The following is a 12819-nucleotide window of genomic DNA, read 5'->3' as shown; positions in this document are numbered from 1 at the left end:
TGACTCCATGGACCTGCTGGGCGCGTTGGAGGCGCTGCGCCGGCCGCTGGGTCGCGAGCTGTTCCCCCTGGCGGTCGGCGATGCGGCGGGCGACCGGCGCGCGCAGCGCGAGCTCGCCGGCCAGCTCGACGACTACCTGCTGCCCCGCCTGCGCGCCCTCGACGCGCCGCTGCTGGCCGTCGTCGGCGGGTCCACGGGGGCGGGCAAGTCCACGCTGGTCAACTCGCTGGTCGGGGCCGACGTGACCGAGCCCGGCGTGCTGCGGCCCACCACGCTGGTGCCCACACTCGTGGTCAGCCCGGCCGACCGGGCCTGGTTCATGGGCCAGAACGTGCTGCCCGGCCTGTCCCGTGCCACCGGCGCCGGGCCCGGAGAGCTGCGGGTGGTCCCCTCCGACGCGCTGGGTCCCGGTCTCGCGCTGCTCGACGCGCCCGACATCGACTCCGTGGTGGTCGCCAACCGGGAGCTCGCCGCGCAACTGCTGGCCGCCGCCGATCTGTGGTTGTTCGTCACGACCGCCGCCCGGTACGCCGACGAGGTGCCGTGGAGCTTCCTGCGCTCCGCCCGCGAACGCAGCACCGCCCTGGCCCTCGTACTGGACCGGGTGCCCCCGGACGCGGTCGGCCCCGTCTCGCGCGACCTCTCCCGCCTCCTCGCCGAGAACGGCCTCGAAGGCACCCTGCTGTTCACCGTCCCCGAGGCCGCGCTCCCCTCCGAGCGGGCCAGGCTGCCCGCGGAGACCGTGCGGCCCATCTCGTCCTGGCTCACCGGGCTGGCCGCCGACGCCCAGGAGAGATCCCGCGTCGTACGCCAGACGCTGTCGGGAGCGCTCGACAGCCTGGCCACCCGGGTCCCCGTGCTGGCCGAGGCCGTCGAACGCCAGCAGGCGGCCTTCGAGGGCCTGCGCTCCATCGTGGCGGGCGCGTACGCGGGCGGGCTGGCCGACTTCGACGCGGGCATGCGTGACGGGTCGCTGCTGCGCGGCGAGGTGCTGGCCCGCTGGCAGGACTTCATCGGCACCGGCGACCTCATGCGCTCCCTGGAGAGCCGGGTCGGCTGGCTGCGCGACCGGATCGTCGGCTTCTTCACGGGGCGGATGCCGGAGGTCCAGCTCAGGGACGCCCTGGAGAGCGGCGTGGAGGCGCTCATCAGGGGCGCCGCCGACGGGGCCGCCGAGCGCGCCCTGGAAGGCTGGTCGGCCGCGCCCGGCGGTCCCGGCCTGCTCGAACGGCTCGGCCCCATGGAGGCCGCCCGCCTCGGCCGCGCCTCGCCCGACCTGGCCAAGCGCTCGGAGTCGGCGGTCCGCGGGTGGCAGGAGTTCGTCCTGGACCTCGTACGGGAGGAGGGCTCGGAGCGGCGGACGGCCGCCCGCGTGGCGTCGTTCGGGGTGAACGGGGCGGGGCTGCTGCTCATGCTGGCCGCGTTCGCCTCGACGGGCGGGCTGACCGGGATCGAGGTCGGCATCGCGGGCGGGACGAGCCTGCTGTCGCAGAAGCTGCTCGAGGCCGTCTTCGGGGACCAGGCGGTGCGTACGCTGACCGTGTCCGCGCGGGCGGACCTGCGGGACCGGGTGCGCAGGCTGCTGGAGGAGGAGTCGTACCGGTTCACGGCCCAGCTGGAGGCGGTGGAGCCGCCCAGCGGGACGGCGAACGCGCTCCGGGTGGCGGCCGAGCGCATCCACATGATGGAGCGGCCATGAAGCTGCTCCGCCGTAAGGAAGGCCCGTCTCTCGACTCCCGGCTGGCTGCCCTGTCCGAGGCGGCCTCGCTGGCCGAGGGGCGGCTGGCCGAGGAGGCGGTGTCCGGCGCACGCGCGGTCGCCGAACGGGCCGGGGCACGCCGCAACCTCTCGATCGACCACACGGTGGCCGCGCTGGCGGGCGCGACGGGCAGCGGCAAGTCCTCCCTCTACAACGCCCTGGCGGGAGAGGACCTGGCGGCGGTGGGTGTCGTACGGCCCACCACCTCGACCGCGCAGGCAGCGCTATGGGACGGCGAGGGCTCCGGCCCGCTGCTGGACTGGCTGGACATCCCCCAGCGCCACTCCGCCGCCACCGCATCCGACCTGTCCGGACTTATCCTCCTGGATCTGCCCGACCACGACTCCATCCGGCTCTCCCATCGCCTGGAGGTGGACCGCCTGGTGGAGCTGGTGGACCTGCTGGTCTGGGTGGTGGACCCGCAGAAGTACGCCGACGCCGCCCTTCACGAGCGCTACCTGCGCCCGCTGGCCGCGCACCGGGACGTGATGCTGGTGCTGCTCAACCAGGTGGACCGGCTTCCCGCGCAGGCCGTCGAGCGCTGCCTCGCGGACCTCCGCCGCCTGCTGGAGGAGGACGGCCTGGCGGGCGTCCCGGTCCTCGCCGTGTCCGCCCGTACCGGTGCGGGGCTCGGCGAGCTCCGCGCGCTCCTCGGTGACCGCGTCGCACACCGCAGGTCCTGGTCCACGCGCCTCGCCGCCGACATCACCACCGCCGCCACCCACCTCGGCGGGCCGGCGGCGGAGGGCGGCGCGGGGCGGACGGTGGGGATGGACCGCGCGCTCACCACGGCGCTGTGTGACGCGGCCGGGGTGCCGCTGGTCGTCGAGGCCGTGGCCAAGGGACATCGGCACCGTGCCGTCGTCGCCACGGGGTGGCCCGTCACCCGCTGGATACGGAAGCTCAGACCCGACCCGCTGCGCCGGCTGCGCGTCGGCACCACCGTCCCGGCAGGCAGGCGTCCGAGCGAACAGGGCGAACTGGCGGGCGGGCCGCCGGACGAGCGTCCGGCGTCCGGGGCGGCGATCGTCGGCCGTACGTCCGTGCCGGCGGCGTCCGGGGCGGGGATCGTCGGCCGTACGTCCGTACCCGCGGCCTCGGCCGTACAGAGGGCGAAGGTCGAGACGGCGATCAGGGACGTCGGCGAGGCGGCCGCAGCGGGCCTGCCAGGTCCGTGGGCGGCGGCGGTGCGGCAGGCGGCGCGCTCCCGTTCCGGGGAGCTGTCCGACGCGGTGGACCGGGCGGTGGCCGTGAACTCCCGCCGCGCCACCAGGCGTCCCAGGTGGTGGCGGGCCGTGAACGCCCTGCAGTGGCTGGTGTTCGCGGCCATGCTCGCCGGTGGCCTGTGGCTGGGCGGGCTGTTCGCGATGGACTACCTGCGCCTGCCCCAGCCGCCGCTCCCGACCGCGGGCGTGGTGCCGTGGCCGACGGTGCTGCTGCTCGGCGGGGCGCTCGCCGGCGTGCTGATCGCCTTGCTGTCGAGGCTGGCCGCGTGGGCAGGCGGCAGGAGAAGGGCCAGGCGTACGGCCAGAGCCCTGCGTACGGCCATCGGCCAGGTGAGCGACGACCTCGTGCTGGCCCCCGTGCGAGCGGAGCTCGACCGGTACGCCCGCTTCACCGAGGCGATCGACCGAGCCCTAGGCGGCACGTGACGGCCGGAGCAGCACGGCCGCCAGCCCGGCCCCCGCCACCGCGAACCCGGACGCCGCCAGGAAAGGCGCCGACGCCCCTAACCGCTCCCCGATCACCCCCGCGGCCCCCGACCCCAGAGCGCCCCCCACACCGATGGCCGTGGAGATCCACCCGAACGCCTCCGCCTGCGCCGCCGGCGCGAACTCGTCCACCAGCAGCGAAGACGTGGTCAGCGCCGGATTGAACACCAGCCCGCCGCCGAACAGCACCGCCCAGAACAGCGGCCACGCCTCCACCACCGCCAGCGGCGCCAGCACCACCCCGAGCGCCAGCATCAGCCCGACGATCCGCACCCCGGCCCCGGACCGCCAGGCGCGGGCGCCGTAGGCGGCGGCCCCCGCGATCCCGCCCAGCGAGAGCGCCGCCACCAGCGGCCCGGTCGCCGCGGGCACCCCACGCGCGGCGGCCAGCGCTGGCACGCCCACCTGCAGCGCTCCCAGCGTCCCGCCGAGCAGCAGCACCACGGCCAGCAGGACCGGCATCCGCCGATCCGTGAACACCCGCCCGCGCTCCCGCGAGGGCACGCCGGACCCGGCCCGCAGCGCGCGGGCGAAGCCCAGCGTCCCGGCCCCGGCCGCCACGGCCACGAGGCCCAGCCCCAGCGGAGCCCCGGAAGCGGGCATGATCGCGATCAGCGTCCCGAACGCCAGCGGTCCCAGGAGCATGGCCAGCTCCTGCACCAAATACACGAGGCTGTAGGCGGCCGTACGCCCCTCGCCCGCCATCCGGCGGCCCCACTCGATCCGCATGCTGACGGAGATGGGCGGCAGTCCCACCCCCGCCACCCAGGCCAGCGCCACCACGATCCACCAGGCCCAGTGGCCGGCGCCCACGACCAGCGCGACGAGCGCCGCCACGTGCAGCAGCGCAGTGGCGGCCAGCACCGGCCCGGACCCGCGCCGGTCCATGAGCCGCCCCTGCACCGGGCGGCCCATGCCCGCTCCCACGGAGAACGCCGCCGCGGTCACCCCGGCCAGCGCCAGCGACCCGCTCGAGCCCTGCACCACCAGCACCATCCCGACAGGCGCGACCTGCTGGGTGAGCTGCGCCAGGAAGCCCAGGACAGCCTGTGCGGGCACGCCGGGCAGCCCGAGCAGCCTGCGGTACGGCACCGGTTCCATACGCCGCACGCTATCCCTTGAAGATCAGGACGTGGGGCAGCCGTTGGCCTGGTTGAGATTGTCAATGATCGTCTGGGGCATCGGTGTCGCGTACACGTCGACGCTGGCGCGGCCGGGCTCGGTCATGCTGCCGCCGTTCACCAGCCAGGAGTCGGGCACGGAATCCTTCTTCTCGTAGTCGAGAGCGTCGGTTCGGCTCGGATCCTCGACGATGAACTCCTCGATGCTCACTCCGCGGTCCCGCAGCATCGTCCGCACCTCTGCGACGGTCTTGTTGTAGTAGGGGACGCAGTGCATGGGCTCACCCTTGGCGTCCCACGAGGTGGTGCTCTGGAACTGTTCGCCCGGCCTGGCCTTCCTGCCGACCGTCACGCTGGCTGAGCCCTTGAAGCCGACGGGGATCTTCAAGCCGATGGCGCAGCCGTCCAGCTTCTCGCACGGGCCGGGCGGGTAGATGCCCTGGATCTCGGTGACGTACTTCTGGTCGGGAGTCGTAGGGAAGACCTGGCCTTCGAAGGCGGCGGTGGCGGGGATCACCTTGATGGAGACGTCGAGCCCGACGGTTCGCAACTGTGTCTCGTAGCTGTCCGGGTCGGCGTACAAGTCCTTGATCTCGATGATGTAGTAGCCGCCCTCCTTCTTGATGTCCAGCGCTGCGGCGGTGGAGTTCGGCAACATCCAGGTCAGCGCCACGACGGCGGCCGTCAGCAGGCCACCGGAGACGGCGACCACCCGTCCACGCCTCCTGCCGGTCCTGCCGGTCTCGGGAGCGGGCGACCCGGCCGTGATCTCGTGCATCAGCTCGCGGGCGCCCTCGCTGACTTCCGGCACCGGCGGGGCCGCGAACCGGGCGACGATCTGGTCGATGTCCTGGGTCATGACTGTCCTTTAGCGAGAGAAATGGCACGCTGTCCGTATCCGGTGAGGTCGGGGTCGAGGCCCGCCAGCTCCTTGGCGAGCCGTTTGCGGGCGCGGTGCAGCCGGAGCCTGGCGGCCCCGCGCGAGCAGCCGAGCACCTTCGCGATCTCGGCCCCGTCGAGCCCTTCCCACGCGACCAGTGCGAGCAGCTCCCGGTCGTCGTCGGAGAGTCGCTTGAACGCCTCGTACGCGGAGTCGGCGCCGGCGACGGAGGACGCCCACGTCGTGATCTCCTCGCGCAGCCGTACGGCCAGGGCGGCCCGGCGTTCCTCGCCGCGGAAGTGGTTCGCGAGCACGCGCCTGGCGACGCCGTACAGCCAGAGCCTGGCCGCCTCCCCCTCGGGGACGTCGTGCAGGCGGCGCCAGGCGGTTGTGAACGTCTCCGCGATCACGTCCGCGGTGTCGTCAGGGGAGTGCGTACGCCGCCTGACATAAGTGGCTACGGCGGGATAATGCGCCATATACATCTCCTCGAAGCGCTGCTCGAGCTCGGGTGGCCCCATGTGGTGGTCCTTCCAATTGGCGAACACACCGGAGGAGATGTCCGGATAAGACAGGATGTTTCACCTAGTGCCGAGCGAGCCCGCGACCGTGCGCAGCGCCGACAGGAGCGGGCGCAGGAGGGGATGGGCGTCGGCGCCCCGGCGTATGGCGGCGAAGACGCGCCGCTCGGGCCCCGGCGTCTGGCGTACCACGACCCCCGCCAGCGCCATGTCGCGCAGGGCCAGCCGCGGCACGAGAGCCACCCCCGCCCCCGCCCCGACCAGGGCGACCACGGCGCGGAAGTCGTCGGAGCAGTGCGCGAGGTTCGGCGTGAAACCCGCCTGCCGGCACGCGAACGTGATCACATCGTGCACCGGGTTGCCGGGATACGGCCCGATCCAGGTCGCATCGGAGAGCGACACGAGGGTGGCCGACCCCGCCAGCGGGTGGTCCTGGGGGAGCACCAGGTCGAACGGCTCGGCGTACAGCGGCAGGCGCGCCAGGCGCCGGTCCGCCGCGTCGGGGGCGCCCCGGTACTCGACCGTGATCGCCAGATCGGCCTCGCCGTCCAGCAGCATGGCCAGGCTGTGGTCGCCCTCGGCGTCCAGCACGCGTACGCGCACGCCGGGCGAGGTGGCACGCAGGGCGGTGATGGCGGGGGAGAGCACGGCGCTGATCGCGGTGGCGAAGCAGGCCACCGTGACCTCGCCCGCCTCGCCCGTGGTGTACGCGGCCACCTCGGCCTCGGCGCGTTCGAGCTGGGCGAGGACCTCGTTGGCGTGGCCGAGCATGATCTTGCCGACGGCGGTGAGGTGCACGCCGCGCCCGTCACGGGTGAGCAGCCGGTGGCCCACCTCGTGCTCCAGGGCGGCGAGCTGCTGGGAGACCGCCGACGGGGTGAGGTGCAGCGCGGCCGCCGCGGCGGTGACCGTGCCGTGATCCGCCACCGCCCGCAGCGTGCGCAAGCGCCGCGTGTCTATCACGCAGCGAGAATACTCACCCCGCGGGCGACAGCTGTCCGGAGCGGTGGTTCAGCCCCGGGCCTGGATGAACGCCTGGACGGCGCGGTCCACGTCCTCCTGCGAGTGGGCGGCCGAGAGCTGGACACGGATCCGGGCCTGGCCGTGCGGCACGACGGGGTACGAGAAGCCGATCACGTAGATGCCCAGGTCGAGCAGGCGATCGGCCATGGCGGCGGCCTCGGCGGCGTCGCCGATCATGACGGGCACGATCGGGTGGTCGCCGGGCAGGATGTCGAACCCCGCCTTGGTCATCTCGCTGCGGAAGCGCGCGGTGTTGGAGCGCAGCCGCTCGCGGGCCTCGTTCGAGGTCTCCAGCAGGTCGAGGATGCGCAGCGACGCCGAGGCGATGACGGGGGCGAGCGAGTTGGAGAACAGGTACGGGCGGGAGCGCTGCCGCAGCAGCTCGCAGATCTCCTTGCGGGCCGAGACGTAGCCGCCGCTGGCGCCGCCGAGCGCCTTGCCCAGCGTGCCGGTGATGATGTCGATCCGGTCGGTGACGCCGTGCAGTTCGGGCGTGCCGCGACCGGTCGGGCCGACGAAGCCGACGGCGTGGGAGTCGTCGACCATCACCATGGCGTCGTACCGCTCGGCCAGGTCGCAGATCTCCCGCAACGGCGCGAGATATCCGTCCATGGAGAACACGCCGTCGGTCACGATCAGCCGCCGCCGCGCCTCCGACGCCTCCTTCAGCCTGGCCTCCAGCTCGGCCATGTCGCGGTTGGCGTAACGGAAGCGCTGGGCCTTGGAGAGCCGGATGCCGTCGATGATGCTGGCGTGGTTGAGCGCGTCGGAGATCACCGCGTCCTGCGCGTCGAGCAGGGTCTCGAAGACGCCGCCGTTCGCGTCGAAGCACGAGCTGTAGAGGACGGTGTCCTCCATGCCGAGAAAGTCCGACAGGCGCGTCTCGAGCTCCTTGTGCACCTCCTGGGTGCCGCAGATGAACCGTACGGACGCCATGCCGAACCCCCACCGGTCCAGCGCCTCCTTGGCGGCCTCGACCACGGTGGGGTTGTCGGCCAGGCCGAGGTAGTTGTTGGCGCAGAAGTTCAGGACCTCGCGCCCGGCCACGCTCACCGACGAGCTCTGCGGGGTGGTGATCACGCGCTCGGGCTTGAGCAGCCCGGCCTCGGTGATCTCGTCGAGCGTGGCACGCAGCTGCTCACGCACGTTTGCGAACATCAGGCAGCACTCCAATCGAGGATGACCTTGCCCGTGCGGCCGCTGGCGGCCGTGTCGAAGGCGGCGTCGAAGTCTTGGTACGGGAAACGGTCGGTGATGACCGGGGAGAGGTCGAGACCCTTCTCCAGCAGGACGGACATGTTGTACCAGGTCTCGAACATCTCCCGGCCGTACACGCCCTTGATCGTGATCATGGACGTCACGACGGTCGCCCAGTCGATCGCGAACTCCTCCGCGGGCAGCCCCAGCATGGCGATCTTCCCGCCGTGGGTCATGTTGGCGATCATGTCGCGCATGGCCTGGGGATTGCCGGACATCTCCAGCCCCACGTCGAAGCCCTCGCGCATGTGGAGCTGCCGCATGCCGTCGGCGATCGACGACCTGGAGACGTTCAGGGCGAGGGAGACGCCGAGCTTGCCGGCCAGGTCGAGGCGCTCGTCGCTGACGTCGGTGATCATCACGTTCCGCGCGCCGACGTGCGTGGCCACGGCCGCGGCCATCAGCCCGATGGGGCCCGCCCCGGTGATCAGCACGTCCTCACCGACCAGGGGGAACGACAGGGCCGTGTGCACGGCGTTCCCGAACGGGTCGAAGATGGCCGCCACGTCGGGGTGGACGGGGACCCGGTGCACCCAGACGTTGGAGGCGGGCAGCGTGACGTATTCGGCGAAGGCGCCGTTCCTGTTGACCCCCAGTCCGACCGTGTTCCGGCACAGGTGGCGGCGGCCCGCCATGCAGTTGCGGCACTTGCCGCACACGATGTGGCCCTCGCCGCTGACGAGGTCGCCGACGGAGACGTCCTCGACTCCCGGCGCCACCTCGACCACGTGGCCGCAGAACTCGTGCCCGACGATCAGCGGAAGCCGCAGGGTCTGCCGCGCCCAATCATCAAATTTCCGGATATGCAGGTCGGTGCCGCAGATGCCGGTCCGCAGCACCCGGATCTTCACCTCGCCGGGGCCCAGCTCGGGCTCCGGCACGTCCACAAGCCAGAGGCCGGCCTCGGCCCTCTCCTTGACCAGCGCTTTCATGGCTCCATTCCCCCTAGTCCGAACCTAACGCACTGTGCCCGCTCACCTCCGAGCATGTCCATCGAGGGATTCTTAAGTGCCCCCACAGCTCTGCTTCACGCCGCGGCAAAGGCGCCCCTTGTGGTGCGCAGCCATGCCGAGGGGCGGCATCGATGCATGGGCCATGCTCAGAGTTGCGCGATTTGCGCTAGTTAGTTGCATAAATAGGTAATAGCCTGGGCCGGCTGTGGCTGATTGGGAGGAAGAATGGAAGACCTGCGCATCGGCGTCATCGGCCTGGGCCTGCGTACGAGCCTCGCCCTGCACGCGCACCGGCCGGGCAGGGGCTCGGTCGTGACGGCCCTGTGCGACTCCGACCCGGCGGTGCTCAAGCGGCAGGCGGGCAGGTTCGAGGCCGAGTTCCTGACCGGGGACCACCGCGAGCTGCTCGCCCGGCCCGACCTCGACGCGGTCATCGTCAACACCCCCGACGACACCCACGAGGCCATCGCCGTCGACTGCCTCCGGGCCGGCAAGCCCGTCTACCTGGAGAAGCCGATGGCGATCACGGTGGAGGGCTGCGACAACATCCTGCGCGCCGCCCGCGACACCGGCACCCGCCTGTACGTGGGTCACAACATGCGTCACATGGGCGTGGTACGGCTCATGCGCGACATCATCGGCAAGGGCGTCATCGGCGAGCCGAAGACCGTCTGGGTGCGCCACTTCGTGTCGTACGGCGGCGACTACTACTTCAAGGACTGGCACGCCGACCGCGCCCGCACCACGGGCCTGCTGCTGCAGAAGGCGGCGCACGACCTGGACGTGATCCACTGGCTGGCCGGCGGCTACACGTCCAGGGTGAACGCGTTCGGCGACCTCATGGTCTACGGCGACCTGCCGCGCCGCGCGCCCGGCACGCCACGGCCCGACGGGTGGCTCCAGGAGTACGAGTGGCCGCCGGTCGCACGCACCGGCCTGCACCACGTCGTGGACGTCGAGGACGTGTCGGTCATGAACATGCGGCTCGACAACGGCGTCATCGCCGCCTACCAGCAGTGCCACTTCACCCCCGACTATGTGCGCAACTACACGGTCATCGGCACGGAGGGCCGCCTGGAGAACTTCGGCGACGGGCCGGGCGACACGGTCAAGGTGTGGAACACGGGGCCCACGGCCTACCGGGACGACTGCGACATCGCGTACAAGGTGCCCCTCGCGGAGGGGTCGCACGGGGGAGCGGACGCGCAGATCATGGCGGAGTTCTGCCGGTTCGTCCGGGACGGCGGCGCGACGGACACCTCTCCGGTGGCGGCCCGGATGAGCGTGGCGGCCGGCTACATGGCCACGATGTCGCTGCGGAACGGCGGCATGCCGTACGATGTGCCGCCACTGGATCCTGAGCTGGCCGCGTACTTCGACGCCGGGCAGGGCTGACCAGGATACGCAGCATATGCCCGCGTGCTGGGGACGGGGATTCGCGAAGACATCGTCGGCCTGCGCGGGTCGCCCCGCGGAACCCGGCCGCGCCCCGCGGACAGTAGACAGATGTGGATATGTCGATGCGTGCCCGTATACGTAGCGGGGACAAGGCGGCGTTCGGCGAGCTCTTCGACGACTGCGCGAAATCCGTCTACAACCATGCCTTCCGCCTGACCGCCAACTGGTCCACGGCCGAGGACGTGATGGCGCTGACGTTCCTCGAGGCCTGGCGATTACGGCATCGGATCGACCCCGAGGGCGGCTCGCTGCGGCCCTGGCTGCTCGGTATCGCCACCAACGTCGCCCGGAACGTGCGCCGGGCCGCCCGCAGGCACGACGACGCGCTGGCCCGGCTGCCCCGGGGCGAGGAGGTGCCGGACTTCGCCGACGAGGTCGTGGGCCGCATCGACGACGCCCAGCGTCTGGCGGCGGTGCGGCAGGCGTACGGGCGGCTACGCCGGCAGGAGCAGGACGTGTTCGCGCTGTGCGTGTGGGCCGGGCTGGACTACGCCCAGGCGGCCGAGGCGCTCGGCGTCCCGGTGGGCACGGTCAAGTCCCGGCTGTCGCGGGCCAGGAAGAAGCTCGCGGATCGGGAACCGCCCCCGCATCCCCGACAGGTAGTAGGTGACCTCGGCCCCGAGAAGGAGGAGATCCGATGAACTGGCCGGCCGAACGCGATCTTCCCGAGGGCCGTCACCGACTGCTCAAGGAGTTCGTCATGACCGAGATCGACCGCAAGCCCGCGCGGAGGCGCCTGACCGTCCTGGCCCCCGTCGCCGGGCTGGCCGCCGCCGCCGCGGTGGCCCTCCCGCCGCTGTTGGGCGGCGCTCCCGCGTACGCCGTGACCAAGGGCCCCGACGGGCTCATCGAGATCACCATCAACGAGGCCAAGGACCCGGAGAAGCTCCAGGAGGACCTGCGGGCCATGGGGGCGAACGTGGTGGTGGACTACATCCCCCAGGGCAAGAAGTGCAGCCCGCAGCCGCGCAGCAGCCACTTCCTCAGCAACGAGGAGGCGCCGCTGGCGGTCTTCCCGCGCCCCAAGGGCTGGGAGCCGGCGGAGGGCTCGGAGCCGAGCTTCCTCATCGACCCGCGCGTGATCGGGCCCGGCCAGACGGGGGTGCTGGAGTTCAGCGTGGGGGAGGTGGGGGGCGGCATCGTGGCAGGCATCTGGGCCCGCGTCGGCGAGGGCCCGATCGCCGACTGCACGCTGGTGGACACCACGGAGGCACCGCTGTCCCACTGACCAGGCCAAATTACGGCGTCCGGCTGCACCCTCGTGTGTGGCGGGCGCCGTTGCCATTAGTGGGGACTCCAGGGTTGGAATCGCCGTTCTAACTATGCAACACTGTTGCAAGCTTGCTACATGGTCGGAAAAGGAAGACATCAACACAACGAGATCAACGCGGCCCTCAAGGCGATCCGCAAGATCGGGTGGTTGGCCGTGGTGGAGAGCCACAACGGTCACCGCTGGGGATCGGTCGAATGCATCTGTGGACGCGATCCGTACACAATCTGGTGCACGCCACGAAACCCGGGCAACCACGCGAGAGACATTCTCAAATGGGTCCGTAAGCATGCGGTGTGCAAGGGCGAGGAGGAGTCATGATCGAGTGGGACTTCAGCATCACTCTGAACCGCGAACCCACCGGCGAAGAGGCGGATGCGCTCTACGAGGCCGGTCTCGACGACTGCTCGATCGGGGGCGCCAAGCTCTACTGCGACCGTGAGGCCGAGACCCTGATGGACGCGATCGAATCCGTTCTCCTCCAGATCAGGACGGTCCCTGGTCTCTGGGCGACCGGCGTGGGAGAGGACGACGGGGTGACGCTGGGGGACGCGGCGCGCCGCCACGGGGGCCGTACGCAGGCCAGCCTGCGGCAGCTCGCCACGGGGCAGCGCGGTCCCGGTGGCTTCCCGAAGCCGCTGATCGAGGCCGACAACATCAGCCTCTACTCCTGGGCCGAGATCTCCGAGTGGCTGCGCACCGAGATGGGCGATGACATCCCGGCGGTGAACCGCGACATCGTCATCGCCGACGCCGCGGTCAAGCTGGCCTGCCGCGCCCGGGAGACTCACCAGCAGGCCCAGGTCGGTCACATCTACGAGATCGCCTGCTGATCCCGGCGGACGGCTCACTCCTCGACCGACCT

Annotated in this window: 12 protein-coding genes; 6 read left to right on the top strand and 6 right to left on the bottom strand. The window is 71.6% G+C overall.

What is annotated here, in order from left to right:
* Positions 1-7: 7 nt before the first annotated feature.
* On the top strand, positions 8-1699 hold the full coding sequence (locus AB0H84_RS16600) for an ABC transporter (protein ID WP_357604097.1): 1692 nt from the start codon (positions 8-10) through the stop codon (positions 1697-1699).
* On the top strand, positions 1696-3411 hold the full coding sequence (locus AB0H84_RS16595) for a YfjP family GTPase (RefSeq protein WP_357604096.1): 1716 nt from the start codon (positions 1696-1698) through the stop codon (positions 3409-3411). The genes AB0H84_RS16600 and AB0H84_RS16595 overlap by 4 nt, the downstream gene beginning before the upstream one ends.
* Here AB0H84_RS16595 and AB0H84_RS16590 read toward each other — a convergent pair.
* The 6 genes from AB0H84_RS16590 to tdh are packed head-to-tail and all read right to left on the bottom strand — an operon-like array spanning position 3397 to position 9205.
* Entirely contained in the window at positions 3397-4572 is a 1176-nt protein-coding gene (locus tag AB0H84_RS16590) for an MFS transporter (RefSeq protein ID WP_357604094.1), read from the bottom strand. The genes AB0H84_RS16595 and AB0H84_RS16590 overlap by 15 nt on opposite strands.
* Positions 4573-4596: 24 nt before the next feature.
* The gene (locus AB0H84_RS16585) at positions 4597-5451 is read right to left on the bottom strand and encodes a hypothetical protein (protein WP_357604092.1); all 855 of its coding nucleotides are present in this window, start codon (positions 5449-5451) and stop codon (positions 4597-4599) included.
* Entirely contained in the window at positions 5448-5993 is a 546-nt protein-coding gene (locus AB0H84_RS16580) for an RNA polymerase sigma factor (protein WP_357604090.1), read from the bottom strand. Before AB0H84_RS16580 ends, AB0H84_RS16585 begins: the two co-directional genes overlap by 4 nt.
* Positions 5994-6053: 60 nt before the next feature.
* Entirely contained in the window at positions 6054-6956 is a 903-nt protein-coding gene (locus tag AB0H84_RS16575; RefSeq protein ID WP_357604088.1) for a LysR family transcriptional regulator, read from the bottom strand.
* A 48-nt stretch (positions 6957-7004) separates the two neighbouring features.
* A complete protein-coding gene (locus AB0H84_RS16570) occupies positions 7005-8174 on the bottom strand; it encodes a glycine C-acetyltransferase (RefSeq protein ID WP_357604087.1) in 1170 nt (389 codons plus the stop codon).
* Positions 8174-9205 (bottom strand): L-threonine 3-dehydrogenase, encoded by a 1032-nt coding sequence (tdh, locus tag AB0H84_RS16565; RefSeq protein WP_357604085.1) that lies wholly within the window; start codon positions 9203-9205, stop codon positions 8174-8176. The genes AB0H84_RS16570 and tdh overlap by 1 nt, the downstream gene beginning before the upstream one ends.
* A gap of 246 nt (positions 9206-9451) precedes the next feature.
* On the opposite strand from tdh, the gene AB0H84_RS16560 reads away from it, so the two are divergent.
* The 4 genes from AB0H84_RS16560 (at position 9452) to AB0H84_RS16545 (ending at position 12787) form a co-directional block, all read left to right on the top strand.
* A complete protein-coding gene (locus tag AB0H84_RS16560; RefSeq protein ID WP_357604084.1) occupies positions 9452-10621 on the top strand; it encodes a Gfo/Idh/MocA family oxidoreductase in 1170 nt (389 codons plus the stop codon).
* Positions 10622-10746: 125 nt separating this feature from the next.
* Positions 10747-11325, top strand: coding sequence for an RNA polymerase sigma factor (locus tag AB0H84_RS16555; RefSeq protein WP_357604082.1), 579 nt, complete (start codon positions 10747-10749; stop codon positions 11323-11325).
* A complete protein-coding gene (locus AB0H84_RS16550) occupies positions 11322-11912 on the top strand; it encodes a hypothetical protein (protein ID WP_357604080.1) in 591 nt (196 codons plus the stop codon). The genes AB0H84_RS16555 and AB0H84_RS16550 overlap by 4 nt, the downstream gene beginning before the upstream one ends.
* Positions 11913-12271: 359 nt before the next feature.
* Positions 12272-12787, top strand: a complete 516-nt coding sequence (locus AB0H84_RS16545; RefSeq protein ID WP_357604078.1) for a hypothetical protein — start codon at positions 12272-12274, stop codon at positions 12785-12787.
* Positions 12788-12819 lie beyond the last annotated feature (32 nt).

Source organism: Nonomuraea sp. NPDC050786 (assembly GCF_040654115.1).
Taxonomy (GTDB): Bacteria; Actinomycetota; Actinomycetes; order Streptosporangiales; family Streptosporangiaceae; genus Nonomuraea.
Note: the sequence above shows the minus strand (reverse complement) of the source record. Positions and strands in the feature narration are given on the sequence as shown.

Excerpts from the sequence above, each read along its gene's own strand:
- AB0H84_RS16600 (WP_357604097.1), top strand. The coding sequence starts at position 8 with ATGGACCTGCTGGGCGCGTTGGAGGCGCTGCGCCGGCCGCTGGGTCGC.
- AB0H84_RS16595 (WP_357604096.1), top strand. The coding sequence starts at position 1,696 with ATGAAGCTGCTCCGCCGTAAGGAAGGCCCGTCTCTCGACTCCCGGCTG.
- AB0H84_RS16590 (WP_357604094.1), bottom strand. The coding sequence starts at position 4,572 with ATGGAACCGGTGCCGTACCGCAGGCTGCTCGGGCTGCCCGGCGTGCCC.
- AB0H84_RS16585 (WP_357604092.1), bottom strand. The coding sequence starts at position 5,451 with ATGACCCAGGACATCGACCAGATCGTCGCCCGGTTCGCGGCCCCGCCG.
- AB0H84_RS16580 (WP_357604090.1), bottom strand. The coding sequence starts at position 5,993 with ATGGGGCCACCCGAGCTCGAGCAGCGCTTCGAGGAGATGTATATGGCG.
- AB0H84_RS16570 (WP_357604087.1), bottom strand. The coding sequence starts at position 8,174 with ATGTTCGCAAACGTGCGTGAGCAGCTGCGTGCCACGCTCGACGAGATC.
- tdh (WP_357604085.1), bottom strand. The coding sequence starts at position 9,205 with ATGAAAGCGCTGGTCAAGGAGAGGGCCGAGGCCGGCCTCTGGCTTGTG.
- AB0H84_RS16560 (WP_357604084.1), top strand. The coding sequence starts at position 9,452 with ATGGAAGACCTGCGCATCGGCGTCATCGGCCTGGGCCTGCGTACGAGC.
- AB0H84_RS16555 (WP_357604082.1), top strand. The coding sequence starts at position 10,747 with ATGCGTGCCCGTATACGTAGCGGGGACAAGGCGGCGTTCGGCGAGCTC.
- AB0H84_RS16550 (WP_357604080.1), top strand. The coding sequence starts at position 11,322 with ATGAACTGGCCGGCCGAACGCGATCTTCCCGAGGGCCGTCACCGACTG.
- AB0H84_RS16545 (WP_357604078.1), top strand. The coding sequence starts at position 12,272 with ATGATCGAGTGGGACTTCAGCATCACTCTGAACCGCGAACCCACCGGC.